This is a genomic window from Synechococcus sp. A10-1-5-9 (assembly GCF_047716785.1).
In the GTDB taxonomy this organism is placed as follows: Bacteria; Cyanobacteriota; Cyanobacteriia; order PCC-6307; family Cyanobiaceae; genus Synechococcus_C.
The window spans coordinates 1,757,508-1,783,344 of the sequence record NZ_CP180406.1 but is presented as its reverse complement, the minus strand read 5'-3'; the positions used below and the strand labels follow the sequence as shown (position 1 = coordinate 1,783,344).

Here is a 25,837-nt window from a genome sequence, read left to right as displayed (position 1 = left end):
TAATGGAAATATGTTGCACACACAACATGGATCTGATCGCACAAACACTGGAGTCAAACTTTGTTCAACTCCAGCCTGCAAGCATTCATGGCGTGTTTTGGCTTCAATGCCATTTTCCGCAACAACAGTGGGATGCTCTGATAGGAGGAAAAGCAGCTTTTACAACTGAATGCATGCATCATCTTGCACACGATGCAGACATCGCTGGTGTCTCTGTGGAATGGAGAACATCCATTCACTCTCAGTAATCACCGCTCAAGCGATGAGACGATTTAATTGTGGCAATTCTGAAAATGAATCACGCCATTGCTGGGCCCAGAGCTCTTGACTTCGCTCATAGACATTCATCAGTTCAGAAACTGCCAAATCCCGAAAATCAACCCTTAAATCAAGCAACGGAAACGCTGCTTCACCACTAATTTGCAGCGCAGCCGAAGTTGAATGTATCGAGCGACCATCACCTCCGGCAGCCTCACCCGCGATCAGTGCCGTCATCAAACGGCGACCCAACTTCCAGCATGGATCACTTGCCAGAAAGGCCTGTTCCATGGATGTGAGAACCGTCTCGCCGACCAGATAGTTGCCAGCAACAGAGAGATTCATGCGATGGCGATGCCCAGCCCAGAATCCACAATCCCCCCCCGTCCAGGCAGCGGTACGACCTTGTGCATCAATCAGGTGGAACTGACGGCGTTCGCGGAGTGGATCATCGGCAAGCAAGCTGGCCAGCACCACATCAGCATCAGCACTCTGTTCGAGCCTTTCCAGGCCGCAGATTCCTAGATATGGATTGGTATGGGCTTGTGTCGCAACTGCGCCCACTCCAGAGCGGATGTGCGGAACCGTGGAGCCCACTGCGAGATGACAGGTGGCAACGGCAACACCGAAACGACCATTGCTGGGATCACGAGCAACGATCGAGAACGTCATGAGAGCACACGATCCAATCGTTCAAGGGTGTGCAAGAGAACAGCGATTCCTGCAAGACACTGACTGTCACTGGTGAATTCAGCTGCTGAATGGCTCAAACCTTCGCGGCTGGGCACAAAGATCATTCCCATGGGCCAACGCCGCCCAATCTCTTGGGCGTCATGACTGGCACGGCTCGGAAGCCGACTCATGCTCAACCCCAAATCTTCAGCCACCGATTCAATCGTGGCCATCACCAGCGCGTCAGCGGGTGTGGGCGACACCTGAAACTGCGGCTCCAACCGGATTGCACAGCCGGTTGCCAAGCCGATGGATTCCAGCTCGTCCTGCAAGCAGGACACCAATTGGTCGAGAACAGCGGGATCCAGATCACGAATGTCCACCGTCATCGACACGGAGCCTGGTACAACGTTGGCGGCATTGGGCCAAACCTCAAGACGTCCCACCGTCGCCACCGGATCACCGGGATGACACCGAGCCATCTCTTCCACCGCCAGCACAATCCGGGAGGCAGCGGCGAGGGCATCCTGTCGGAGTCCCATCGGCGTTGTGCCGGCATGGTTGGCCTGACCCTTTACATGAATGCGGAAACGTCTTTGCCCGACGATGCCCTCAACAATGCCAATGGCATCGCGCCGCTGCTCGAGCACAGCACCTTGCTCAACATGCAGTTCAAGAAAGGCTGCAACGGCTGAATCAGATCGCGCCGCCGAGGGCAGGGATGGCCAGTGACCACCGATTCGCTCCAGGTTGATGTCAATCGGATCCCCGTTGCTGGTGGCGTAAGCCGATTGGTCCATCGATGCCGTGCCAGCCATGCCCTTGCAGCCGACCATCGTTGACTCTTCATCAGCGAAAGCCACGACCTCGAAGGGGTGTCGTAGACGCTGCCCCGCATCATTCAGCGCACGGACGCATTCCAGGCCCGCCAAGACGCCAAGGACTCCATCAAAACGACCACCTGTTGGGACGGTATCCAAATGCGAACCCGTCATCAGCACCGGCAACGAGGGGTCCTGCCCCTCGAGCCGGCCAATCAAATTGCCAGCGGCATCCACACGCAGCTGCATGCCGGCCTCTTGCATCCAGCACGCAAGCTGGTCCCGGCCTTGAACATCGGCCGAACTAAACCCGCGGCGACAAACGCTTCCATCGGCTTGAAGGCCAATGGCCGCCATGGACTCGAGCGAATCGATCAATCTGTCTCGCCGAGGCTGGACACCTAACCGCTCCCGATCGGCTCCAGCTGGAGCGATTTGTGAGCGATGAATCAACAGCTCGGGCAAGGATCGTGACCTTCAGTTCAAACCAAAACCCAGCTTCGCTTTAGAACCCAATTGAGCTTGTCGTCAATGCGACGTTTTAACCCTCATCAAAGAATTCAAACGGGCATCAATACCCGCCAACCGAGGTGATCAGCCTGCTCGCGAGCCTGAGCTGGCACATCGGCCGCCACAAACATCCGATGCAGCATCTGAACACCCAGGAGGTGGTTGATCACAGCGTCCATCTGAACCCTCTCGGCGTCGGTGGTGGCAGGGTCGTCATGGCGCGCAAACAAGGCACGCACCCCCTCTTTGCTCAACAACCCAGCCGCATCAATCGCCTCATCACTCAGGTAGTCATCGGCCAATTGCTTCATCTGCGCCCACTTCTCAGGCTCGGTGTGGGCCGGAGGCGCCATGAAGGCAAATTTCTCGCGGTTGTAGAGCACCTCCGGCAGCAAGCCAGCCATCGCCTCCCGAAGCACGTATTTCTCGGTTTTGCCCTTGATCCGCAGCTCCGGAGGCACCTGCACCGCTGCGGCCGCTAGATGGTGATCAAGGAAAGCCGGCCGAGCCTCCATGGAATTGGCCATGTCGACGCGATCACCTCCCCAGGTGAGGATCTGGCCTTCCAACATCGTTTTGATCCAGACGTACTGAGCCTTGTCGAGGGCATGGCGGCCCTCGAGTTGCTGCGGATTCAACTGCTCAGCAATGGCCTTACCCGGCGAATACTCCGCTAACGCCTGGCGGTGCTCTTCAGCCAGCAGATCAGGCACAAGCGGCGCGCAGGCCAGCCAGGGCTGCAGACAGCTGGGGGTGAAACCCACCACAGCATCAAGGTCGGGATCATCCACCTGATCAGCCGCCAGCATCGCTCCCTGCACCAGGGAATTGTTGGTTTGAAGCAGAGATTCCCAATCTTGGCGGTCGCTTTGCGGCAGATCATCCAAACCATGGAGAAACATGTCGCGCCGAAAGGCTGGGTAACCACCGAACAGCTCATCTGACCCTTCCCCGGTCATCACGACCTTGTAATCAACGTTGTTGACGTGGCGACTCATCAGATATTTGGCCACAGCCAGGGTGTTGTAGATCGTGCGCTCGGTGTGCCAGAGCGTCTGTTCCATGTGGCCATACAACTCACGACCCGACAGACGCATCACGTCCTGTTCGGCACCCGTGGCCTCTGCCATCTCGGCAGCAATGGGTGTTTCGTCGTAGCGGGCATCATCAAATCCGATCGTGAAGGCCTTGACGGGACCCTGACTCACCGCCGACGCCAGACCGAGGATCGAACAACTGTCGATGCCGCCGGAGAGATAACAACCAACCGGCACATCCGCCACCATCCGCATCTCCACCGCTTCCAGCAGAGCAGCCCGCACATTGGCAATGTGATCGGCCTCGGTGAGGGTGCTGTCCCGCTGATCCAAACGGGGAAAATCAACATCCCAATAGGTGGACTCCGACACCTCAAGCCGGTCACCCCTGCGTTGCACCTTCAGAACATGACCGGGCTGAACCTGGTGCACCCCGGCAAAGGCGGTCGTTCCCGGAACCATGGTCTGCATCAATTGATGAAACAGACCCTCCGAGGTGAAACGTCTCTCCACCAATGGATGGGCAAACAGCACCTTCAACTCGGAGCCGAACACCACTCCCTCAGGCGTCATCGTCCAGTACTGGGGCTTGATACCGAAGCGATCCCTCACCAGATACAGACAGTCATCCACGGCATCAAACAAGGCGAAGGCGAATTCCCCCCGCAGCAAGGGCAACGTGGATTCGAGACCTTGCCGTTGATAGAGACGCAGCAGGATCTCGGAATCACTCTTGGTGCAGAAACGCACCCCCTGAGCAGTGAGATCAGCCCGGATGCGCTGAAAGTCGTAGAACTCGCCGTTGTGCGCCATCAGCACCTGGCGGTCGTCGCTGAGGAATGGCTGCCTTGCCCGCGATTCGTTCAGATCAATAATCGACAACCGGGCATGACAGAAGCCGACACCGGCAGCGTCGATGCATTCCACACCGAAGCCATCCGGTCCGCGATGGGACTGAATGGCCGCCATGTTGACCAACAACTGACGATCCAACGTCTGACGACGATCCGCCAGAAATACACCTCCGATTCCGCACATCAGTTCGCCTCAGATCACATCCATCACCCGCTCGGCACGATTCACCATGCAGGTGAGCAATGCCATGCGCAGAAACACCGCCCCACGCGCCTGGCTGAAATACCAGTTGTGCGGCGTGTCATCCAAACAGGTGCTCAGCTCGGGGCCCCTCGCCAGGGGGTGCAGCACGATCGCCTCAGGCTTGAACGGCAGATCCCGGGTGAGACGAAATCCACCGCCGTGCACCTCATAGCTATCGCCAACCCAGGCGATCGCATTGATGTAAACAACGTCCAGCTCGGGAATCTCAGCCGCCAGATCTGAACTGCAGCGGATGGTCACACCGCTCGCTTCCAGCTCCTCCAGTTGACCCGGATCAAACAGAGGCGCTTCTGACTCAACCCCGGCCGCATGAATCACCACCACCTCCTCAAGGATCTGGGGGAATTTGCTGAGGATCCGCAGCAATGAACGCACAGTGCGCATCCGTGACGGCAAACCGATCACCCCGATGCGGATCCGATCCTTGGGCAACACCTCAGTCAAAGCCAGACTGGGACGCCACTTGAAAATCGTGTAGAGATCCGCCATCGCCTGCGTCGGATGCTCATCAATGCCATTGCCGGCATTGATGATCGGAATCCGCAGAGTCGAAGTCATGGCATAAACAGCATCCGGATTGCTGTCGCGCAGCACCACACAGTCGCCGTAGTTGTTAAACATGTGCGCCACATCCTCCAGCGACTCCCCCTTGGCGATCCCGGTGGTGCTGCGGTCGGTGATGTTGATCGAATCGCCGCCGAGGCGATGCCAGGCGCTGTCGAAGGAAAGGCGTGTGCGCGTGCTGGGCTCGTAGAAAGCGTTGATCAGGATCTTGCCGGTGAGCGGCGTGTTGTGACGGCAGTAACGGTCAGGGTTGCTCTCGAATTTCGCAGCCAATCGAAACAGCTGAAGCAGAGTTTCGGGTCGGAACGCCTGCATCGACACAACATGCTGGTCGATAAGATCCAACAAGGGCTCGCCATCTTCAGCGATGGCAGCCAGAAGCGCCTGAGGCTGGTCATGACCGAACACATCGGGACCCATCGGCCGGAAGCGGAGCGGCGCCGATACCTCCTCAATCACTGCTGTGCCGGGATCTGCCATAAGCAAGTGCATCAACACCCGACGTGTAAATCGCGTGCTTGTGCTGTGAATCACACCCTCTCTCGATAACAAGAGTTGAGTGCGAACGTCTAGCTCGATACACGTTCTTTAGAAAAAGACTCAAAAAATAGTTTGATTTAATACAAAACACCCCAAATATGTTCGAAACGAACACTTACCAGGCACGTCCGCTTCTCCACTCAATCAACCAAATCAACAACAGCGCTAGCACAGAGCAAACGAGCGCCACCTGACTTCCCACCAGGACGACACGGAACCAGCGTTGGTCCACCAGAACCATGAGCAACACCGACATCACCATGGCGTTATCCCTCCTCCTTCAAGAGATTGAAATCAAACCGTTCGGGCTTCCGACGACTGCCCACCACCATCACGACGGCCGAAACCGCCGCGGAGAACACTGCCGCGCAATAAGGGGCAATCAGAACGTAGGCCGTCAGACCGACAGCACTACCGGCAACCATGGCGACGATCGCTGCCCAACGATTGGCGGATGACCAGTAGAGACCGCAAGCCACAGGCCAGACCGTGGAGGCCACCAACGCACCGGTAAAGAACAACACCGACGCCAGCGAGTCCAGCCGCGGCCAGGACAGGGCCACAGTGACCACGGCCAGACCGACCACCATCAGCCGTGCCGCCTGCTTGAGCTGCGCATCATTGGCCTGGGGACGCAGCAGACGGAAATAGACGTCTTCAGCCAGCAGATCCGCGGTGGACGCCAACAGAGAATCCAAAGTGGAGGTGAGTGACGCGAAGACGACGACAAACACCAATGCAGCCCCACCAGCCCCAAGAAGATCGGCCGCCATCACTGGGAACACCATGTTCACCTGCTCCAGCTGCAGGTCTCTGGCCAGTGCGACCAGACCGATCGAGCCCGTCACCAAGGGGACACTCATCCAGGCCAGCCCCCCCAACAGAAAAGATGTCATCACCACGCTGCGACGGCTGGCGAACACTCGGGACCACCAGATGTTGTTGTGAAAAACCTCACCCATCGAGAACAGAGCTGAATTCCAGGCGATCAACAGACCGGCGGGGAGCAGCAGATCAAGACGGTCGGGATGCTCAGCGATCAAGCGAGCATGCACCTCCGGCATCGGGAACTGACGAAAAGCAAGTACCGCCACCACTGCCAGCAACACCATGATCAGCAGCGATTGGATGAAATCGGTTCCAATCACCGCCCGCATGCCACCAAACAACGTGTAAACCGTTGCGACACCGATCACCACCACCATGCCCACGTGGTAGTCAAACCCAGATAGAGCCTGGAGTAACAGCCCAGCCCCCATGGCTTGGGTCATCAGAAAGCCAAGGGTGTACACGGCGGTGATCACCATGAACACCCACCAAGCCAAGCGTCCGTAGCGCAGCCGAATGAAATCACCACTGGTGCGTCCGTTGGGCATCAACTGCTTGATGCGAGCGGCCAGCGGCGCAAACAAAATCAACCCCAGTCCTGCCAGGGCGTAACTGAACATGCCCCAGAGGCCTGTTCTGTAGCCGAATTCCGGGGCCAGAAGGGTCGTGTTGCCCGTCACCCAAGACGCCATCAAGGTGGCTGTGCTCAGGGCCAACCCGATGTTGCGGCCCGCCAGCATGAAATCGTCCGCATCTCCTTTACCGCGGCGGCCCCAGGCGATCCCTAACGCAATCCACAACACGGAGAACAGCACCACAAGCGCCCATGCAATCCCTGGTGACAGAAAACGGGCAGCGTCAGCGGACATCCGACGCTCCCCGATCACGGCAGCGAAGATGACCGGAAAGAATCATCAACACAGTGGCCAGGGTCACCGCAGCACCAAGGGCAAAGATCATTCCAGCCCAGAGATTGTCATCCAAAGCGAATGTCCTCTTCAGCAGATCTAAGACAAGCAAATCGCGGTGTTCGCAATCTTCCACCGACTGATAACAAAGTCGCCAGGGCTACCTGAATCACAGGCTGCCAGTGGCTTGATGCATCCAATCTCGAAATGTGTAGCAATCACAACCAGCAGGGGCCTGCTCGAGTTTTTGGATGAGGGTGTTAATTACTCAGGCGATGTTCACCCAGTACCGACCAACCGAGGGGTACGACGAATATTTCTGCCGCGAACAGTCCGCTCCCCGTGCTGATCTGGAGCCACTTCTGTCCTCCCTCGGCGCTATGGGGCTGGCGGAGCTAAATCGCAGTCACGCCTCAGCGAGCAACCTGTTACGACGCCTCGGCGCCACCTTCCGACTCAACGGATCAGGTCTGCATGGCGGAGAGCGGATTCTGCCCTTCGATCCGCTGCCAAGACTCATTCACCGCCAGGAATGGTCCGTTCTGGAGCGCGGATTGGTGCAACGCCTGGAGGCCATTGATCAGTTTCTGGCGGACGTTTATGGACCCCAACGGATCCTCAACGATGGCGTGATCCCGCGTGAGGATGTGGAGAGCTCCCAGGGCTGGCGGCCCCAGATGCAGGACATCACCGTGCCGCTCAATCGCTGGTGCCATATCTCCGGTCTGGATCTGATCCGCGATGGCGACGGCACCTGGAGGGTTCTGGAGGACAACCTGCGCTGCCCCTCCGGCGTGGCTTATTTCCTTGAGAACCGCCGGGTGATGAAACGGTTGTTCCCGAGCCTGTTTGCGGGCCGCACAGTGCAGCCGATCGACGATTACCCCTCCCATCTCTTGCGCACGCTGCAGGATCTGGCCCCCTGGAGTGATGCCCCCAGGGTGGTACTGCTCACCCCCGGCGTGTTCAACAGCGCCTACTTCGAGCACAGCTATCTGGCCCAGCAGATGGGCATTGCCCTGGTGGAAGGCCGCGATCTGATCTGCGAGGACGGACGCGTCTGGATGCGCAGCACTGCTGGCCGGGAACCTGTGGATGTCATCTACCGGCGCATCGATGACGATTTCCTCGATCCAAACGTCTTCCGGCGTGATTCGATGCTCGGTGTCCCCGGGCTCATCGATGCCATGCGCTCTGGTCGGGTGGCCATCGCCAACGCCCCTGGGAGCGGGGTCGCCGACGACAAGCTGATCTATGCCTACGTGCCGGCCATGATCCGGTATTACCTCAGCGAAGAACCGATCATTGACAACGTCCCCACCTATCTCTGTTCAAGGGACGACGACCTCCGTTTTGTGCTTGAGCATCTCAACGAGCTGGTGGTGAAATCAGTCGCCGAAGCCGGCGGCTATGGAATGTTGATCGGGCCTCACGCCAGCACTGAGGAGATTGAGAGCTTCGCGGTGAAGATCAAGGCACACCCGCGCAATTTCATCGCCCAGCCCACCCTGCAGCTGTCCACAGTTCCATCCCTGAGTGAAGGAGAGCTGTACCCCTGCCATGTGGATCTGCGCCCCTATGTACTGCGAGGTAAGAGCGACTGGGTCAGCCCCGGCGGCCTGACTCGAGTGGCACTGAAACGCGGTTCCCTGGTGGTGAACTCTTCCCAGGGTGGTGGCTGCAAGGACACCTGGGTGGTCAGCGACAGTGCCGTAACGGCCGAGAAACCGGAGCTCGTACCGTGCTGAGCCGTGTGGCCGATTCGCTGTACTGGATCAACCGGTATGTCGAACGGGCCGAAAACATCTCCCGATTTCTAGAAGTGAGCGAAGCCATGGCCCTAGACTGCCCCCCCGGCAGCGCTGAGCCTTGGCTTCCATTGGTCGATGCCAATGGAGACCGTCAACGCTTTGACGAAAGCTATCCCCTGGGAAGTCCAAGGGATGTTGTTGGCTTTCTGCTACTGGATCGCAACAACCCCAACAGCGTCGTGAGTTGCATCGCCAATGCCCGTGAGAACGCTCGCCAGATCCGCGATGTGATCACCACAGAAATGTGGGAACAACTCAATGATCTTTATTGGAATGTTCAAGACGGCGAGGCGCTCTGGCAGGAACCGGATCAGGAGCAACTGCGCAGTATCCGTCGCGGTTGCCAGCTCTTCTATGGCATTACCGATGTGACTCTCAGTCGCGATCAGGCCTGGCTGTTCAGCCAGTTGGGGCGGCTGATCGAACGGGCTGACAAAACCTCCCGCATCCTCGATGTGAAGTACTTCCTGCTGTTGCCGACGCCAACGGAGGTGGGCGGGGTTCTCGATGAATTGCAGTGGATCTCCCTGCTGCGGACAGCTGGGGCCTATCAGATGTACCGCCAGAGCGTTCAGCAGGCGATCACACCAGTGTCGGTGGCGCGATTTCTGCTACTGGATCCAATCTTTCCCCGCTCGGTCCGCTTCTGTCTGCAGGAGATCAACGCCACGCTGGAGCGCATTCATGCGGGTCCCCATGCAGGCCCCCCGGATGATCTGGAGTGCCTGCGTGGCCAACTGTTGGCCCAATGGAGCTTTGTCCGCATCGATGCTGTGATTGAACGGGGACTGCATGAGGCCGTGGATCAACTGCAAAGCGACCTCAACAAGCTGCATGAACTCATCCACCGTCGTTACTTCACGACCACCGACTTCGGCTCCATTCCCACCGACCCGTCATGCGCGCTGAGCTGATCCACCGTCTCACGTACCGCTATGAGGCTCCGGTACAACTGGGGGAACACCGCCTCTGTCTGCGACCCCGTGCTCAGGGCCATCAACGCCTGATTCAGCATTCGCTGCAGATCTCACCGGTTCCTGTTCACAGCCATGAGCTTCTGGCAGCCAGTGGTGATGCAATCGAGCGAGTGCGCTTCCAAGGGTCGACCGCCTCGCTTCAGATCGACGCCAGGAGCCTGGTGGAAACCCGGCAAGCAGCTCCTCTTCTCGATTGCTTCAACGGCCTTGAGCCGCCACTTCCCTACCCAAGGGGCCAGTTGAACCACGACCTATTAGGTGCCCTGGAGGGTTGGTTACCCAATGGCCAACATGATCCTTCAGCGGTGGAACTGGCTCAGGACGCGTTGATGGGAGGCAACCAGCAGGCGTTGCCCTTTCTTCAGCAACTGATGGAAATGATTCGCGACCGGGTCAAGTACACCCAGCGCCACATAGGCCCGGCCTGGCCGGCGGGCCGCACCCTGCGCGAACGCGTTGGGTCCTGCCGCGATCTAGCGATGCTGATGATGGAGTGCTGCCGAAGCGTCGGCCTTCCGGCTCGATTTGTCAGCGGTTATCACCTGGCTGAACCTGCCCCTGAGCAGTACGACCTGCACGCCTGGACCGAGATCTATCTACCAGGTGCCGGATGGCGTGGCTTTGATCCGAGCGCCGGTGGGGAAATAACCTCGCGCTACATCGTGCTGGCCAGTTCCTCGAAGCCCGATCTCACCGCAGCCGTTCAGGGAACATTCAGTGGCCCTGTGGCCACTGAAAGCAAACTCACCTGGACCATTGAAGCCGTTGTGGAGCCCGAACCCCTATCAGCACCCGTCGCACCCTTGATTCAGGCTGCCTGAGCCAAGGGTTCCACGCCGTGAAAACGCGGCGGTGGGGCCTGGATCGATGTCACAGCCATCAGAGCCGGAATGCGTGCACTGTTGTAAACCCGGAACTCCTGCACCAACGACACCCCTTCCTCCCGAACCGCTTGGTTGAGGACCACGGAACCATCTGGGTCCGACACCGAGCGATGGAAGGTACCGGGTGGAATGCGCAAGATGTCGCCACCACTTTGGAGACGTACGATGTGAAACGGCTTCGTCCAAGCCAGATTCACCAGATAAAAAGTACGGCCACCACTGGCCGCTAAAAGATTGTCTTCCTGATGAGGATGCAAATAGAACTGCCAGGCCCCGCTGTCTGGATCATCGGGCGGACTGATTGCAGGCCCGCTGTGAATCACCAGATCACGGGCATTGGACGTTTCCACCGTCACGTCAAAGAAACGCACCGCTGGTGTGTCGCGGAAGCGCTCATAGGACAGCAATTCGAACATCCCCGATGCGTCTTTTGACGGCAAACAACAACTAGTGAGTTGTAGTGGCCTCAACCAAGGAAAACGGTGGCATCGGCAACGCTTCAGCCACCCAAATAGGCCATCTCCGCATGACGGGCTGATTCGTTGCTCCAGTGACGCTCCTCGCTGTAGCGATCACGGCGTTGCCGCCAGAGCCCACGAAGAACAGCCTTCAAGGCCTCCTCGCTCTGCAAAAAAGGACGAAGGTCCGTGCCCTCAGGGGCAAACAGGCAGGTGTAGGCCTGACCATCGGCCGTCACACGCAAACGATTGCAGTCCCCACAGAAGGGTTCAGTGATCGAAGCGATCACCCCGATGCAACCTCGACCATCCACGTAACGCCATCGGCGGGCTGTAGCACCCGACTGCCGCGACATCGACTGCAAAGGCCAATGCGCATCGATGCGCTGAATCATCTCCTCCGCTGAGATCACCTGATCTGAAGTCCAGCCATTGCGATTCCCCACGTCCATGTATTCGATCAAACGAAGCTCCACCCCTCGGTCCCGCGCCAGCTTCACCAGTGGCAGCAATTGGCAGTCATTCAGTCCTCGTCGCATCACGGCATTGAGCTTGAGCCCTCCGCTTGCAGGGTCAAAGCCAGCGCGGCGCGCAGCGGTGAGTCCTCCGAGAACCTGCTCAACCAACCGATCACCGGCGCCTTGCCCACCACGCAGACCAGCCATCTTGGCCACCACCGCTCCTTCGAGGGCATCCAGGCTCACCGTGATGCGATCCAAACCGGCGGCCCGCAAGGCCAGGGCTTTCTCCGGCGTCAGCAGCACCCCATTCGTGGTCAACGCCACGTCTCGCAACCGAGAAAGGGGATCGGCGGCGTCAGCACGGCCTGCCGCCAACGCCTCAAGCAGTGGCAACAAGCGATCGCTGAGAAGGGGTTCACCTCCCGTCAGGCGCAACGTCTGGATGCCTAAACCGCTGGCAACACGAATCAGACGAAGATGCTGATCAAGATTCAATAATCCCGGTGGATCCTTTTGGTCCGGGCAGCAATACGGGCAGGCCAAGTTGCAGCGGGCCGTCAAGGAGATCCTCAGAACGCCGAATGGTCGGCTCCATTGATCGAACTCAGCTGGTAAGTCGCTCATCGCATCAACGCTGCCAGATCATCTGGCCCGTTCGCATTGATTAGATCCTGGTCTGGGCAAAGGAACGTGGTGTAGTCAATTCGTTCCAACCAACCGAACCATCTGCCGCGTCCCTCGGCCAGCTCCTGATCGAGTGCGGTTCTGTTGTTCGCTCCACAGGGGTACACACCGAACAACGGCTGTAAGCGATCACCACCCTCTGCCACCAAGGCCAGGCCTTCGGCCCGGCGCCAATGCTGCAAGAGGGACAGAAGCGTGCTGCGGCGAAGACCAGGCATATCCACAGGAAGCGTGAGCCATGCTTCATCCTCCCGTTCGGACAACACACAACCGAAGGCCTGCAAAGGGCCTGCCGGTGCCCAAGGCTCAGCTTGAACAGTCACGCCGGGTTGACCGGCAAGACATTTCCGGTGGCTGCCATGACCACTGAGCACCGTTACCTCAAGATCCACTGAGCGCAGAAGGCTGACCGTTGTAACCAACCAGCTGTCGCCATTGGGATGGCGAAGCAGGGCTTTATCTGTTCCCATTCTCTCGCTGGCACCTCCTGCAAAGACCACAGCACGAAGCGAACGAGCCATCGACAAGGAATGAATGAGCCACCTATCACTTCCCTGGGAAGACACTTCTGTAACAACAACTACTTTTTGTCATCAAGGTCTTTTGTGACGCTTGCAGCGACTTAGCAACACCCAATTTTTAGTAGCAAATACAACCGGATGGAGGCACTGCGAATGGTGCAATGAAGACGCGGTCTGCATTAGCGCCGCATTTTGAATCCTGAGCGCATTCTTTTCGAAGCCGGGGTTTGACTCTTCATCCCAACCAAACCCCATGCTTGGCGAACTTTGGTCATTCCAGGGCAGATATAGGACACTGCATCTCACCTGGTTTGCATTCTTTCTTACTTTTGTTGTCTGGTTCAATCTCGCTCCTCTAGCAACCACCGTGAAAGCCGATCTTGGCCTGACGGTTGGTCAGATTCGAACTGTGGCTATCTGCAATGTGGCCCTCACCATTCCTGCACGTGTGCTGATCGGCATGCTGCTCGACAAATTTGGTCCCCGGCTCACCTATTCCACGCTGTTGGTGTTTTCGGTGATCCCCTGTCTGATGTTTGCATCTGCGCAGGATTTCAATCAGTTGGTGGTGGCTCGTCTGCTGCTGTCAATCGTTGGCGCTGGATTTGTGATCGGCATCCGCATGGTGGCCGAATGGTTTCCCCCCAAAGAAATTGGTCTCGCTGAAGGCATTTATGGGGGTTGGGGAAACTTCGGATCCGCATTCTCTGCACTGACACTGGTCGGCTTGGCTGGATGGCTCTCCTTCTCCGGTGGTTTCGAATTGCCAACCGGAGCCGTTCTGAACTGGCGCGGTGCCATCGCTCTGACGGGAATTATCTCAGCCATCTATGGCGTGATCTACTACTTCAATGTGGCTGACACACCACCCGGGAAGGTCTATCAGCGCCCTGAGCGAACGGCAGGCCTTGAAGTAACCAGCATGCGTGATTTCTGGGGACTTCTGGGAATGAATGTTCCCTTCGCAGCCATTCTCTGCGTGTTGTGCTGGAGACTTCAAAAAGTTGGATTCCTCAACGCATCCACCTATCCTCTCGCTCTGCTTGCGGTCTTGGTCTGGTTTGTTTTTCAAACCTGGGGCATCGTCCGCACCAACCGAGAGTTGATCATGGGGACCAAGGTGTACCCCAAGGAGGATCGTTATGAGTTCAAACAGGTTGCCATTCTTGAGCTGACTTACATCGTGAATTTCGGTTCAGAACTGGCCGTGGTTTCCATGCTGCCCACGTTCTTCGAAACCACGTTTGATCTGCCGAAAGCAACGGCTGGAATTCTTGCCTCCTGCTTCGCTTTTGTGAATCTGGTGGCTCGTCCAGCTGGCGGTCTGATTTCTGACAAACTCGGCAGCCGCAAAAACACCATGGGTTTCCTCACCGCAGGGCTGGGTATTGGTTATCTGATCATGAGTTTGATCAAGCCCGGAACTTTTACTGGCAGCACCGGCATCGTGATCGCCGTTTTGATCACCATGCTCGCTTCCTTCTTTGTGCAGTCCGGAGAAGGCGCCACCTTTGCGTTGGTGCCCCTGGTCAAACGTCGCGTCACCGGACAGGTGGCTGGCTTGGTTGGTGCCTACGGAAACGTTGGTGCGGTGACCTATCTCACCATCTTCAGCCTGCTGCCGCTTTGGATGGGCGGTGCTGGTGAACCAACTCCAGAAACGATTGCAGCATCCAACAGTGCCTTTTTCCAGATCCTGGGAATTGCTGGTTTGATCGTCGCGTTCTTCTGCTTCTTCTTCCTGAAGGAACCCAAGGGCTCCTTCGCTGAGTTGCACGAAGGTGAAACCGCCACTGAGGGCACTCCCTCGATGGCTGGTTAACAACTCAGCTCCATCTTCGGATGGTGATCACCCCCGATGCCGCTGGCATCGGGGGTTTCTCAATTCATCGGATTGCTGCCATGTCGCCTACCACCGCGTCTGTGCAAAGTCAGTGTCCCTACTGCGGCGTTGGCTGCGGTCTGGACCTCTTGCCTCCAGGAGAAGCCGGAAAAGCGGTAAAGCGGGACGCCGAAGGTAATCCGATGTGGAGTGCACGCGGTCATCGCGAGCACCCATCCAGCCACGGACAGGTGTGCATTAAAGGTGCCACGGTTGGAGAGACCCTGGGACAAGGTCGCCTTAGCCAGCCTCTATACCGAGCAACACTGGCAGATCCGTTCCAGGCCATCAGCTGGAACAGCGCCTTCGACCTGCTCACCGAGCGCATTCGTTCCACCTTGGCCAGCAAGGGGGCTGATGCCATTGCCATGTACGGCTCCGGGCAATTTCACACCGAGGATTACTACATCGCTCAGAAACTGCTGAAGGGCGCCCTCGGCACCAATAATTTCGATGCCAATTCACGGCTGTGCATGAGTTCAGCCGTAGCTGGCTACACCCGCAGTCTCGGCTCCGACGGTCCGCCCTGCTGTTACGAGGATCTCGATCACTGCTCCGTAGCCTTCTTGATCGGCACCAACACAGCCGACTGCCATCCGGTGCTGTTCCAACGCCTGTTGAAACGCAAAAAGCGTGATCCCAAGGGACTCACCATCGTTGTGATTGATCCCCGCTGCACCGATACAGCAAAAATTGCCGATTACCACCTCGCGCTTGCCCCCGGCACCGACCTCGCCTTGCTGCATGGCCTGGCGCGCCTGGTGCTTCAGGACAATGGCTTCGACAGCGACTTCATCGATAGCGCCACAGAAGGCTTCGCAGCGTTCACCCAAACAATCAAGGCCTGGACACCAGGAAAAACCAGCAAGTTCTGCGGCATCGCCGAAAAAGACCTGCGTTCAGTGGCAAGGCTTTGGAGCCGAAAGGAAGGGATTTTGAGCCTTTGGTCGATGGGCGTGAACCAACGGCGAGAGGGAACCGCCGTTGTGGGAGGGCTGATCAACCTGCACCTGCTCACCGGGGAGATCGGCAAAGCTGGTGCAGGCCCCTTCTCACTCACGGGTCAACCGAATGCCATGGGTGGACGCGAAGCCGGCGGCCTCGCCCATCTGCTTCCTGGCTACCGATTGGTCACCAATGCGGAGCACCGCCACGCGGTTGAGAAAGCGTGGGGGTTTGCCCCTGGATCCATTGCTGCCCAACCAGGACTGGACGCATGGAAACAAGTGGAAGCGATGGAACGGGGGGAGCTCGATCTCTGGTGGGTAGCTGCCACGAACCCACTGGTCAGCATGCCGGACCTCGAACGCGTCAAAGCCGCGATGCAACGCTGCAAGCTCGTGGTGGTGAGCGAAGCCTATGCCGACACTGAAACGTCTCATTACGCCCATCTGCTTCTGCCGGCAGCCCAATGGAGTGAAAAGAGCGGAGCGATGACCAATTCAGAGCGGCGGGTCACCTTGTGCCCAGCGTTCAGGCCCCGCCATGGCGACAGCCGAGCGGACTGGGAAGTGTTTGCAGAACTCGGACGACGACTCGGCTTCGTCGACCAGTTTTCCTACAACTCCGCCGCAGAGGTTTATGAGGAGTTCACCTCTCTCACGGCGGCCCGCGTCTGCGACATGTCGGGTCTTAGTCACTCCCTGCTGAAGGAGCATGGCCCGCAGCAATGGCCTTATCCCAAGGGTGAAGGCCCAACCAGAACCTCCAAGCGTCTCTACGAAAAGAAACGATTCCCGACTGCCAGTGGTCGGGCCAGATTTCAAAAGGACAGTCCCCTGGGTCTGGCAGAACCCCCCTGCGAGATGTACCCGCTGGTGCTCACAGTGGGTCGCTATCTCGGCCAATGGCACACAATGACGCGCACGGGCAAGGTCGCACGCCTGAACGCCATGCATCCCGAACCCAGCCTTGAAATGCATCCCAGCGATGCCAAGCGCTTTGGTCTGGAAGACAACGGCTTGGCAGCCATCACATCCCGTCGAGGCACGCTCACCGCGCGGGTTTGCGTGACGGAGCGGATCCGCGTGGGATCAGTGTTCCTACCAATGCATTGGGGCTTCACTCAGGCCGAAGCCTGCGAAGCCAATGCCCTCATGCACGATCAGGCCTGTCCGATCTCCAAACAACCGGAACTAAAAGCCTCTGCCGTGGTAGTCGCTCCAGCGGTATCGCTTGTGAAACCGACGGAACAGGACACAGGCGTTCTGGAGAACCTGCGGCGGCTGCTCACCCCAGCACTTCGTTGAATGCGGCGTCCAGGTTGTGGTGATCATGGCCGGGCCGCGCCAACTTGCAGAGCGCAAAACGGTCCAATTCGCAGAGATCCCTCCAGTGATGCAGTGACAGTTGAACCTGCCGCGTCCTCGCAGCCTCCAGCAGAGACTCAGGCAAAGCATCTGATTGCTGCCAGGGTTCCTGCGTGCATGGCGGGAGATCCTTCACAACCCCATCAGCCATGGCAGCGGTGCAGACGCGCAAGTGATCGCGCATCCGCGTCAGCTCTTGGGCCCCATCGTTCCAATCCACCAACGCCTGGCGTTGCTCCTGAGACATCGCAAGCCAGTGGCTGAGCTTGAGCTTGACGCCGGCCAGATCGAGTTTGCGGCGGACACACAGAGGAATGCAGCGCCAGGAACCAATGAAATCCTGTTCAAAGGCATAACAATGCCGCGACTGATCAGGTTGCCGGCGCATTGGTATCAGGAACAACCGTTTTTTCTTCTTTAGCTCAAAACAGTGACATCCACGACGAAGCGTTTGATCAGCACCATCGAAGCTTCGTTCATTCACTGACCAATCGGATGCGTTTCGCCCTCTCCCTTGGATTGTTGTTTGGCTCTGCCCATGGCTGGCTCGCATCCGAAGGGCTGGCCTCCGGCCTGCTTGTGATCAACCAGGAGCAGGGAACAACTTTGAAAACTTTCAGTGCGTTCGGTAACGGTTCTTACAGCCTGTCTCCATGATGCTCTAATTCGCGTCAATTCAAGGATGACCTTCAGCGCCTCCTCCAGCCAAGTCGTTCGCAGCCCGATCACCATCGCTGCTGGATTCATCGGAGCTTTCATCGTCGCTTCCCTTGCTGTTCAGATGGTTCGCAGCCAAGCCTCGGCAGCTCGCACTTCCCTGAACGCTGGCCAAGCAAGCAATGTCGAGCCTGTGATCGCCTCACAGGCCGCAATGTGGTCCGTTCTGGGCACAACCGAATCAAACTGAAATCGATCAGCCTTCGGCCTGCATGTCTGAGCGACTCACGCACCTCACCGAAAACGGTGAGGTGCGCATGGTGGATGTCGGCGACAGAGCCGTCACCAAACGCACGGCGACCGCAGTTGGCGAACTGCTGATGCTCACTTCAACGTTGGAGGCCGTCCTCAACGGCACCACTCCGAAGGGGGATGTTTTTGCGGTGGCCCGCATCGCTGGCATTCAAGGGGCAAAGAAAACAGCTGAGTTGATTCCTCTCTGTCATCCACTTCCGATTAGTGGACTGACGGTGGAGATCAAACCTGCCCAGGAGTTACCTGGACTGCGTGTCCAGGCCACTTGCAGCACCACAGGGCAGACCGGTGTGGAGATGGAGGCAATCACAGCGGTCTCAACCGCGCTGATCACCCTCTACGACATGTTGAAGTCGGTGGATCCAGGCATGTCGATCCGACAGATTCACTTGCTCGAGAAAGACGGGGGTCGCCATGGCCACTGGAAGCGCTGAACCCTATGGCCGTGAAGGCCTTCCACTCGACGAAGCACGCCAACGGATTTTGGATGCACTGAGAGCCAGCCGAACCCGGCTGACACCAGTCACTTCCGAGGTGGTGCCTCTCCAAGACGCTCTAGGCAGGGTGATTGCCGACGCTGTCCTGGCTCCGGCCGATGTGCCTGGGTTTCGCGCGTCGATCATGGACGGGTATGCCTTGGGCCAAGACTGCCAACCCAACGCCGAAGACAGCTGGACGGTGGTAGGGCGCTCGGCGCCTGCTGATCCCTACCAGCAAACGTTGCATCGCGGCGAAGCGATCCGGATCCTCACGGGGGCGCCGCTTCCGCAAGGAGCTGCATGGGTTCTTCCCCAGGAATTGGTTGCCAATCAGAACAGCACCATCCGCCTGATCAGGGAGGCATCGTCCAACCCGTGGATCAGACCCGCAGATGATGAATGCAGCCAGGGTTCCCTGCTCCTTGCCCCTGGGGAACGGCTCGGTGTGGCCGACATTGGACGTGCCTCGAGTTGCGGCATCTCCCACGTGAACGTGCATCGACGACCTCAGATCGGCGTTCTGGTCACGGGCGATGAGCTGGTTCCACCAGGGGAGGAACGCAGCAACGGAGCGATCTGGGAGAGCAACAGCACGCTGATCCGAGGCATGCTTGAACGTCTCGGCTACCCAGCGGTGGAGTGCCGGCTGGTCGCCGATGAATGCCACCTTCTCAAAAAAGCCATCCTGGATCTGGCCGCGAGCTGCGACGTGATCGTGAGTACCGGTGGCGTCTCGGCAGGAGACAGTGACTGGATCCGACCTCTGATGCAGGAACTTGGCCAGGTGGAGTTCTGGAAACTCTTTCTGAAGCCAGGGCGCCCTTTCGCCTTCGGTTGGGTCGGCGATGCAGTGCCATTGTTCGGCTTGCCGGGTAACCCTGTCGCAGCAACCATCACCGCTCTGCAGCTGCTCTGGCCAGCCCTGCAAATCCTTGAAGGTCAGCAGAATCCTGAACTGTTGCCCAGGGTGCACGTGCACTTGGCCGCGCCCTACCGGCGCAAACCCGGACGACCGGAACTAGCTCGGGCCTCACTGGACTGCAGCCCAGATGGACAACTGCTCGCCCGCATCGATGGGTCCCAAGCCTCTTCGCGCATTGGATCTCTGCAGAACGCGGATCTCCTCGTGGAAATTCCCGCGGACTCGGGCCCATTAGAGACCGGTCAACGGTTATGGGCCCAACTGCTGCGGCGACGAATTCTTTGACATGTCAACGGGATCAGAGCGGAGTATTCGCCGCAAGCCATGTGCCAACACCACCACTCCACTCCCGTTTCCAAAACGGTGCCTTGTGTTTCAACGACTCGAGCAAGTCAGAGCAGCAGCGTTGCACCGGTCCCCGACGATCTCCACTGACAGCCACCAACACGATCAGCTCGCCCGGGGACAGCCGGCCGACTCGATGCAACACCAGGGCGGACTGTGCACCGTGATCGCGCAGTTGTTGTTGGACCAGGCTCACCAGCAGGCGCTCGCACAAGCCTGGGTAGTGGCTGAGTTCCAGAGCCTCTAGCGGAGCACCGTCCATGGTTTCAGGCCGTACATGCCCCATGAACACGGCCGTGGCCGCAGCGGCTGAGGCTGCGCGTTGAAGCCAGTCATGCAGCTGATCCGTTCCGGAAAACGGTTGGGCATGAATGGCGACATGCACTTCATCGGATGGAATGTCCATCCTTCAACCTCCCGTGAATGGGGGAAGAAACGCCAGCTCGTCTCCCTCCGCGAGCGGATGATGCTCGGAGACGAAGCTCTGATTGACGGCGACACGCACACCATTGGGCCAAGCACCGAGATCGAGCAGCTGCCAGATGTCGCGTGCTGTGCACCCCGTCTGCGATGAAAGGGTGAACGGTCGGCTCGACCAGCCGGCCCTGTCACGCAAAGACGCAAAGAGCAGCACCTGAACCGTGCACGCACCACTGACTCGCATCTCACCCATGACCAGAACGGTTCACCGTCAAGGTTCTAGCGTTAACCGCGTCCGATGCCCTGCAGAATCCGCGTGCTGTCCATCGCCCTGTTGACGATCTCAGACAGCCGAACTCTTGCAACGGATCCAAGCGGAGACCGACTGCAGGAACGTCTGGTGAACGCAGGCCATCAACTGTGTTGCCGTGAGCTCTGTGCTGACGACCGTTATCGGGTCAGAGCAACGGTGAGCCAGTGGATCGCTGATCCGATCGTGGATGTGGTGATCACCTCCGGTGGCACAGGGCTCACGGGACGGGATGGGAGCCCGGAAGCGATCAGCCCGCTTCTGGACAAACGCATGGAAGGCTTTGGCGAACTCTTCCGTGTGCTCTCATTTGAATCCATCGGAACCAGCACACTGCAGAGCCGCTGTCTCGCTGGGGTCGCCAACGGTACGTTTGTGTTCGTGTTGCCGGGATCCCTGGATGCCGTCACCACAGCCTGGGACCGACTGATCGCAGCGCAGCTCGATCCGGAAACTCGACCCTGCAACCTGGCGCAGATCCGGACGCGCCTGAAAGAATCATCCGACCATCCAGCCTGATCTCTTTAAAAGGGGATTGGCATCGTGACGGCCGCAGGCTCGGGAGCACAGGCGCTGATCTGCTCCTTCACCACATCGCCGACCACCACGATGGACGGGGACGCGAACTGTTCCTGGCGCACCCGCTCTGCGATCTGCGACAGCATGGCCTGAAGACAACGCTGTCCGGCCACGGTTCCCTGTTGAATCACGGCGACAGGAGTGTCGGGACTGAGCCCACCAGCCATCAGCTCATCAGCGATGCGCGGCAGGTTATGAAGCCCCATGTAGATCACGAGACCATCACTCGCAGACGCCAGGGAACGCCAGTTCACCGACGGGCGTCGCTTGTCAATCTCTTCGTGGCCCGTCACGAACGTGACCGAAGACCCTGCGCGCCGATGGGTGACGGGAATACCCGCATAGGCCGGTGCAGCAATCCCAGCGGTCACACCAGGCACGACCTCCACCCGCACGCCATGTTTGACGAGATGCGCCGCTTCCTCGCCACCCCGACCGAAGAGGAAAGGGTCCCCACCTTTGAGGCGAACCACACAGGCGTGACGTGCCGACAGCTCCACCAGCACGGCGTTCGTACTCGGCTGCGGGACGGAGTGGTGACCCCTCCGCTTCCCCACGAAGTGACGTTCACAGTGTTCTGGCACAAGATCCAGAACCTCCCGTGGCACGAGCGAGTCGTACACCAACGCATCACAGGATTGCAGTAGACGGTGCGCCTTCAGCGTGAGCAGCTCGGGGTCTCCCGGACCAGCACCAACGAGATAGACAATTCCAGAACGGTCAGCAGCGGTCACGGCAGGGAAACAAGCAAATCGATCAGGCCCTGACGGATCAGGGGATGGTCCAGCAGAGGGGGCCATTCTCCAGCCTCCCCCAGGGACTCCGTCATCCGGTTTGGAGCCAGCGCCAGGGTGAGCGGCTGAGCATCTGGGTGCTGCCGTTCATACTCGGGCCATTGATCAAACGACACCAGTGGACGTCCCAAACGGACCGATAGCTGGGCCAAGAAGCGGTCAGCCAAGCCTGGGCGGAGTGGGTGATGAATCAGCACACCCGTTGATGGATGCAGTTGAAGCGCACGAGCCACCAAGGTCCACCAGCTGGTCCACGCACCCAGAAACGGCAGGAGTGTGACGTTCTGGCCCTCCGTCCGGAGGCGAGTGCGGATCATCGGAACATCAATACGCGCATGCGAACCAGGCCAAAGCAGCATCGGCACAAGCCAAAGGGACTCGTCTGATCGGGCGGGGGTTGGACCCCCGGTGAGGACCTCAAGCTCGACAGGAGCCTGGCGACGCGAGTGCACGGACTGACAAAGCCGTCGCAGTGCGACTGGAACGTCGCCACCGGCACGGCCATGAACAACCAAACGGATTGCACGTTGAGGCTTCGAAACACTGTTTGGTAGCAATGGCCACGCCCTCGATGCAGGGGCGGCTGTTGTCATCGGTGTGTAATGACCAAGTTGACCTCCATGCCCTCCCGTCGATACTCCAACCGTGCCGCAATGGAGGCGCGTTTCGAACGAAAGCGTATTGATAAACGTTATCGCCCGAACAGCCAGCGACGGCAGGACGGGGACCGATTTCAAAGCGAACTGGACCGGGACTTCGCCGCCATGAAACGGGTGTGGCAGATGCTGAGGCACGGAGCTGTGCGAATGCTTGGCGAAGTTGGACGCCAATACTGAAGAAGCAGAGGAAAGCCTTCTACGGCTGCCAATGCTTCCAAGGTGTAGCCGAAGCAACACTTTGGTCTGCCAGCCCAGAGCTGAGCAGGGCTTAAAAACTGTTCGAATTGCTACCGACAGCAACGGTACGAACCAGTTCACTACATCTAAGCGTCACTTTCGTTCTGACACGCTTTTGGACCATGGGTCCATTATCGATTGATTCACGCATTGTTTGGAGTAATCAGTCCGTCCTTTCTTTTAAAAGATCATGACGATCAGCTCTCCCTCTAGACCCTATCTGGACGGCAAGAAGCTCAATAAGATCGAGCAGAACAAGGCAACCAAAGACGGTCTTTTAGTTGGACCTGAGATCGAAAAATTTGCCGAAATTGGTTGGGAACAGGTTGACGAAACTGACCTCCAACTGCGTTTGAAATGGTATGGAATGTTTTGGCGACCCAAAACCCCTGGGCAATTCATGCTGCGCCTGAGAGTTCCAAATGGTGTTCTCTCAGCCCAACAGCTTCGTGTCGTCGCATCCATCGTTGAGCGCTACGGCGAAAGCGGCAGTTGCGACATCACAACGCGTCAGAATTTGCAACTTCGCGGAGTATTGCTCAATGACCTACCCGAAATCCTGAAACGCCTGAAGGAAGCAGGACTCAGCTCGATCCAATCAGGTTTTGACAACCCCCGCAATGTCACCGGAAACCCTCTCGCTGGAATCGATCCCAGTGAGATTGTCGACACCCGTCCATACACCACTGAACTTCAGAACTTTCTAACCAACAGCTGTCAAGGCAATCCCGACTATTCCAACTTGCCGCGTAAATGGAATACAGCCGTCGCAGGCGCCAAAGATAATTTTCTCCTCCACAACGACATTGTCTTCCATCCCGTCGAGCGGGATGGCGAGATGGGCTTCGGGGTCTGGGTCGGTGGCATCCTTTCATCTCAAATGAACGCCTACGCCATACCCTTGAATGCCTGGGTGAGGCCGGATGAAATCTGCCGCATCACCGATGCTGTGATTTCACTCTGGAGAGACAACGGTGAACGGGATAAACGTCCTAGAGGTCGCTTCCGCTTCTACTTGGATGCACTGGGAATTGACGCCTTCCGATCGAAAGTCGAAACACTGTTTGGACCTTTAACCCCGGATCCAGGTTCTGTTTTTGCCACCACGCCCCGTTCTCATTACGGAATCCATCCCCAGAAACAGGAAGGATTGTCGTTTGCAGGCCTTCATGTCCCAGTGGGTCGCCTAACGGCTCAGGATCTGCAGGACTTCGCCGCTGCAAGCCTTGAGTACGGCAGTGGAGAAGTGCGGCTCACCGAAGATCAGAACGTGATCATGGTGGGCCTGCCCAATGGGGCCATTCCAGCGTTCAAAGCTGATCCTCTACTGCAACGGTTTCCACTAGAGCCAGGGTCCATTGCAGCGGGAACGGTGTCCTGCACAGGAAACACATACTGCAGTTTCGGCCTGACCAACACCAAAGACCAGGCCCTAAAGATCGCCCAAGAGCTTGACCAGGAGCTCAACCTTTCTGAAGAAGTGAAAATCCACTGGACAGGGTGTCCAAACACCTGTGGTCAGGCCTTTATGGGCGCCATCGGACTCACCGGAACCAAAGCCAAAAACAGCGACGGTGTGATGGGTGAGGGTTACATGCTCACCACTGGTGGATCCCAAGGGGAAAATCCAACAGTGGGTGAAGTGAAACAGAAAGCGATTCCTGCCGACCAAATCAAAACCGTTTTGAAGAATCTTCTGGTCGAGCAATTCGGAGCAACAGCCAAAAGCTGAGGCCCCTTTTGATTGAATCTGCACGGCCGTGACGCTTCCTTTTGAAGTCACGGCCGTCACACTTCAAAACGTATCACCTTCTCTAACAATGGCAGAACCAACCGACATCTTTTCCAAGTTTGTTAACTGGCTGAGCGCCCAAGGAACTGCGCCCAAAACCATCACTCACAACGATGGTGGCAAGGACTTCTTCTCAAAACTGATGAACCGCATCTCTAGCTGACTTCACACACTTAACTTCTGAAACAGACTGATGGATTACGTTCTCCCCAATGAACTTGTCGACGGCATGATTGCCGCCGGCGGCAAAAAGTCGAGCGTCAGCGTCAAAGATCTGCTGCTGCGTGGTTTTTATTCAGGCGCCATCCTTGGTTTGGCAGTGATCCTGGCACTCACCGTTGGCATCACCGTGAAGGCGCCCTTTGTCGGCTCCTTGCTGTTTCCCTTCGGCTTCGCCAGCATCGTGCTCTTCGGCATGGAACTGGTCACCGGTAATTTCGCTCTGCTGCCCATGGCCACCTGGGCCGGTCGCTGCACTTGGGGAGCCACATTCCGCAACTGGACTTGGGTGTGGATCGGTAACTGGATCGGTACTGCTGTCGTCGCACTGATCATGGCGATCAGCCTGACCAGCGGGACCATGGATGGAGCAGCCGATAATGTCGGCGCGCCGATCTGGGACCTTGTGGCTCAGAAAATCATGGCTCTTAATAAGATCAACGTTGAGAAAAAGTATGAAGCACTGGGAAGCATGGGCTTCTTCCTGGCGTTCCTTCGCGGCGTGATTGCCAACTGGCTTGTATGCCTCGGCGTCACCATGGCACTGGTCAGCAAAAGCGTTCCAGGAAAGATCCTGGCCTGCTGGCTTCCAATCACTGCGTTCCAATCGATGGGAATGGAACACATCGTGGTGAATCAGTTTCTGCACACAGCGGGACCAATCCTTGGCTCTGGCGTTCCTTACACCAAGGTGATCTTCTGGAACTTCCTTCCCGTCACTCTTGGTAACATCGTGGGCGGCATGGTGTTCATCGGCATGCTCTTCTACAGCACCCACCGCACCACCATGGACAACGTGCTTCCGAAGGAACACGATGAGAAACTGGAGCGCGAACTCGCAGCAGAACTGGGAGCGCGCTGAGCC

The 25,837-nt window shown here is 58.0% G+C and carries 29 protein-coding genes; 14 read left to right on the top strand and 15 right to left on the bottom strand.

What is annotated here, in order from left to right:
* Positions 1-255 precede the first annotated feature (255 nt).
* The 7 genes from ACLM45_RS09675 to ACLM45_RS09645 all read right to left on the bottom strand — a co-directional run bounded on the left by ACLM45_RS09675 (position 256) and on the right by ACLM45_RS09645 (position 7,333).
* Entirely contained in the window at positions 256-930 is a 675-nt protein-coding gene (locus tag ACLM45_RS09675; RefSeq protein ID WP_415409031.1) for a DUF1028 domain-containing protein, read from the bottom strand.
* Positions 927-2,207, bottom strand: coding sequence for a Zn-dependent hydrolase (locus ACLM45_RS09670; protein ID WP_415411407.1), 1,281 nt, complete (start codon positions 2,205-2,207; stop codon positions 927-929). Before ACLM45_RS09670 ends, ACLM45_RS09675 begins: the two co-directional genes overlap by 4 nt.
* A gap of 104 nt (positions 2,208-2,311) precedes the next feature.
* Entirely contained in the window at positions 2,312-4,336 is a 2,025-nt protein-coding gene (asnB, locus tag ACLM45_RS09665) for an asparagine synthase (glutamine-hydrolyzing) (protein WP_415409029.1), read from the bottom strand.
* A 9-nt stretch (positions 4,337-4,345) separates the two neighbouring features.
* Positions 4,346-5,461, bottom strand: coding sequence for an aspartate/ornithine carbamoyltransferase family protein (locus ACLM45_RS09660; protein WP_415409028.1), 1,116 nt, complete (start codon positions 5,459-5,461; stop codon positions 4,346-4,348).
* Positions 5,462-5,636: 175 nt separating this feature from the next.
* Positions 5,637-5,783, bottom strand: a complete 147-nt coding sequence (locus ACLM45_RS09655) for a hypothetical protein (RefSeq protein WP_415409026.1) — start codon at positions 5,781-5,783, stop codon at positions 5,637-5,639.
* 4 nt (positions 5,784-5,787) lie between these two features.
* Positions 5,788-7,218, bottom strand: coding sequence for a sodium:solute symporter family protein (locus tag ACLM45_RS09650; protein ID WP_415409025.1), 1,431 nt, complete (start codon positions 7,216-7,218; stop codon positions 5,788-5,790).
* The gene (locus ACLM45_RS09645) at positions 7,208-7,333 is read right to left on the bottom strand and encodes a hypothetical protein (RefSeq protein ID WP_415409023.1); all 126 of its coding nucleotides are present in this window, start codon (positions 7,331-7,333) and stop codon (positions 7,208-7,210) included. Before ACLM45_RS09645 ends, ACLM45_RS09650 begins: the two co-directional genes overlap by 11 nt.
* A gap of 199 nt (positions 7,334-7,532) precedes the next feature.
* Here ACLM45_RS09645 and ACLM45_RS09640 point away from each other — a divergent pair, with 199 nt between their 5' ends.
* From ACLM45_RS09640 to ACLM45_RS09630, 3 genes are read left to right on the top strand one after another with little or no spacing between them, the layout of a single operon-like run.
* The gene (locus ACLM45_RS09640; protein ID WP_415411406.1) at positions 7,533-9,005 is read left to right on the top strand and encodes a circularly permuted type 2 ATP-grasp protein; all 1,473 of its coding nucleotides are present in this window, start codon (positions 7,533-7,535) and stop codon (positions 9,003-9,005) included.
* Positions 8,999-9,982, top strand: coding sequence for an alpha-E domain-containing protein (locus ACLM45_RS09635; RefSeq protein WP_006042751.1), 984 nt, complete (start codon positions 8,999-9,001; stop codon positions 9,980-9,982). The genes ACLM45_RS09640 and ACLM45_RS09635 overlap by 7 nt, the downstream gene beginning before the upstream one ends.
* The gene (locus tag ACLM45_RS09630) at positions 9,967-10,866 is read left to right on the top strand and encodes a transglutaminase family protein (RefSeq protein ID WP_415409021.1); all 900 of its coding nucleotides are present in this window, start codon (positions 9,967-9,969) and stop codon (positions 10,864-10,866) included. Before ACLM45_RS09635 ends, ACLM45_RS09630 begins: the two co-directional genes overlap by 16 nt.
* Here ACLM45_RS09630 and ACLM45_RS09625 read toward each other — a convergent pair.
* The 3 genes from ACLM45_RS09625 to ACLM45_RS09615 all read right to left on the bottom strand — a co-directional run bounded on the left by ACLM45_RS09625 (position 10,854) and on the right by ACLM45_RS09615 (position 13,053).
* Complete coding sequence (locus tag ACLM45_RS09625; RefSeq protein WP_006042749.1) at positions 10,854-11,345, bottom strand: hypothetical protein; 492 nt, start codon at positions 11,343-11,345, stop codon at positions 10,854-10,856. The two genes, ACLM45_RS09630 and ACLM45_RS09625, sit on opposite strands and share 13 nt — an antisense overlap.
* Positions 11,346-11,428: 83 nt before the next feature.
* Positions 11,429-12,472: a GTP 3',8-cyclase MoaA gene (moaA, locus tag ACLM45_RS09620; RefSeq protein ID WP_415409019.1), complete on the bottom strand. Its 1,044-nt coding sequence runs from the start codon at positions 12,470-12,472 to the stop codon at positions 11,429-11,431.
* The gene (locus ACLM45_RS09615; RefSeq protein WP_415409017.1) at positions 12,469-13,053 is read right to left on the bottom strand and encodes a molybdenum cofactor guanylyltransferase; all 585 of its coding nucleotides are present in this window, start codon (positions 13,051-13,053) and stop codon (positions 12,469-12,471) included. Before ACLM45_RS09615 ends, moaA begins: the two co-directional genes overlap by 4 nt.
* Before the next feature lie 253 nt (positions 13,054-13,306).
* Here ACLM45_RS09615 and ACLM45_RS09610 point away from each other — a divergent pair, with 253 nt between their 5' ends.
* Together ACLM45_RS09610 and ACLM45_RS09605 are read left to right on the top strand one after the other, a co-directional pair.
* Positions 13,307-14,875 (top strand): NarK family nitrate/nitrite MFS transporter, encoded by a 1,569-nt coding sequence (locus ACLM45_RS09610; protein ID WP_415409015.1) that lies wholly within the window; start codon positions 13,307-13,309, stop codon positions 14,873-14,875.
* A gap of 80 nt (positions 14,876-14,955) precedes the next feature.
* A complete protein-coding gene (locus ACLM45_RS09605; protein ID WP_415411405.1) occupies positions 14,956-17,184 on the top strand; it encodes a molybdopterin oxidoreductase family protein in 2,229 nt (742 codons plus the stop codon).
* Here the strand turns inward: ACLM45_RS09605 and ACLM45_RS09600 are convergent.
* Entirely contained in the window at positions 17,165-17,632 is a 468-nt protein-coding gene (locus ACLM45_RS09600) for a nitrate reductase associated protein (protein WP_415409013.1), read from the bottom strand. The two genes, ACLM45_RS09605 and ACLM45_RS09600, sit on opposite strands and share 20 nt — an antisense overlap.
* A 107-nt stretch (positions 17,633-17,739) precedes the next feature.
* Here ACLM45_RS09600 and ACLM45_RS09595 point away from each other — a divergent pair, with 107 nt between their 5' ends.
* Genes ACLM45_RS09595 through glp form a run of 4 tightly spaced genes read left to right on the top strand, consistent with a single transcriptional unit; the run spans position 17,740 to position 19,902 of the window.
* Entirely contained in the window at positions 17,740-17,901 is a 162-nt protein-coding gene (locus ACLM45_RS09595; RefSeq protein WP_006042741.1) for a hypothetical protein, read from the top strand.
* 25 nt (positions 17,902-17,926) lie between these two features.
* Entirely contained in the window at positions 17,927-18,151 is a 225-nt protein-coding gene (locus ACLM45_RS09590; RefSeq protein ID WP_415409011.1) for a hypothetical protein, read from the top strand.
* A gap of 22 nt (positions 18,152-18,173) precedes the next feature.
* On the top strand, positions 18,174-18,650 hold the full coding sequence (gene moaC, locus ACLM45_RS09585) for a cyclic pyranopterin monophosphate synthase MoaC (RefSeq protein ID WP_006042739.1): 477 nt from the start codon (positions 18,174-18,176) through the stop codon (positions 18,648-18,650).
* Entirely contained in the window at positions 18,631-19,902 is a 1,272-nt protein-coding gene (glp, locus tag ACLM45_RS09580; RefSeq protein ID WP_415409009.1) for a gephyrin-like molybdotransferase Glp, read from the top strand. The genes moaC and glp overlap by 20 nt, the downstream gene beginning before the upstream one ends.
* 13 nt (positions 19,903-19,915) lie before the next feature.
* On the opposite strand, the gene ACLM45_RS09575 is transcribed toward glp, so the two are convergent.
* Positions 19,916-20,368, bottom strand: a complete 453-nt coding sequence (locus ACLM45_RS09575) for a molybdopterin synthase catalytic subunit (protein WP_415409007.1) — start codon at positions 20,366-20,368, stop codon at positions 19,916-19,918.
* 3 nt (positions 20,369-20,371) lie between these two features.
* The gene (locus ACLM45_RS09570) at positions 20,372-20,635 is read right to left on the bottom strand and encodes a MoaD/ThiS family protein (protein WP_006042736.1); all 264 of its coding nucleotides are present in this window, start codon (positions 20,633-20,635) and stop codon (positions 20,372-20,374) included.
* 45 nt (positions 20,636-20,680) lie between these two features.
* Here ACLM45_RS09570 and moaB point away from each other — a divergent pair, with 45 nt between their 5' ends.
* Entirely contained in the window at positions 20,681-21,211 is a 531-nt protein-coding gene (gene moaB, locus ACLM45_RS09565) for a molybdenum cofactor biosynthesis protein B (protein ID WP_415409005.1), read from the top strand.
* A gap of 5 nt (positions 21,212-21,216) precedes the next feature.
* Here the strand turns inward: moaB and cobA are convergent, their stop codons facing one another.
* Both cobA and ACLM45_RS09555 read right to left on the bottom strand, forming a co-directional pair.
* Positions 21,217-22,005 carry a uroporphyrinogen-III C-methyltransferase gene (gene cobA / locus ACLM45_RS09560; protein ID WP_415409003.1) on the bottom strand — a complete coding sequence of 263 codons (789 nt, stop codon included), beginning with the start codon at positions 22,003-22,005 and terminating at the stop codon, positions 21,217-21,219.
* Positions 22,002-22,658 (bottom strand): DNA mismatch repair protein MutS, encoded by a 657-nt coding sequence (locus tag ACLM45_RS09555; protein WP_415409002.1) that lies wholly within the window; start codon positions 22,656-22,658, stop codon positions 22,002-22,004. Before ACLM45_RS09555 ends, cobA begins: the two co-directional genes overlap by 4 nt.
* Before the next feature lie 27 nt (positions 22,659-22,685).
* Between ACLM45_RS09555 and ACLM45_RS09550 the strand changes: the two genes are divergently transcribed.
* The 4 genes from ACLM45_RS09550 to ACLM45_RS09535 all read left to right on the top strand — a co-directional run bounded on the left by ACLM45_RS09550 (position 22,686) and on the right by ACLM45_RS09535 (position 25,834).
* On the top strand, positions 22,686-22,901 hold the full coding sequence (locus ACLM45_RS09550; RefSeq protein ID WP_415409000.1) for a hypothetical protein: 216 nt from the start codon (positions 22,686-22,688) through the stop codon (positions 22,899-22,901).
* A 250-nt stretch (positions 22,902-23,151) separates the two neighbouring features.
* Positions 23,152-24,693, top strand: coding sequence for a ferredoxin--nitrite reductase (locus tag ACLM45_RS09545; protein WP_415408998.1), 1,542 nt, complete (start codon positions 23,152-23,154; stop codon positions 24,691-24,693).
* Between the two features lie 28 nt (positions 24,694-24,721).
* A complete protein-coding gene (locus ACLM45_RS09540) occupies positions 24,722-24,916 on the top strand; it encodes a hypothetical protein (protein WP_415408996.1) in 195 nt (64 codons plus the stop codon).
* A gap of 30 nt (positions 24,917-24,946) precedes the next feature.
* Positions 24,947-25,834 carry a formate/nitrite transporter family protein gene (locus ACLM45_RS09535; protein WP_415408994.1) on the top strand — a complete coding sequence of 296 codons (888 nt, stop codon included), beginning with the start codon at positions 24,947-24,949 and terminating at the stop codon, positions 25,832-25,834.
* The last annotated feature ends 3 nt before the right edge of the window (positions 25,835-25,837 follow it).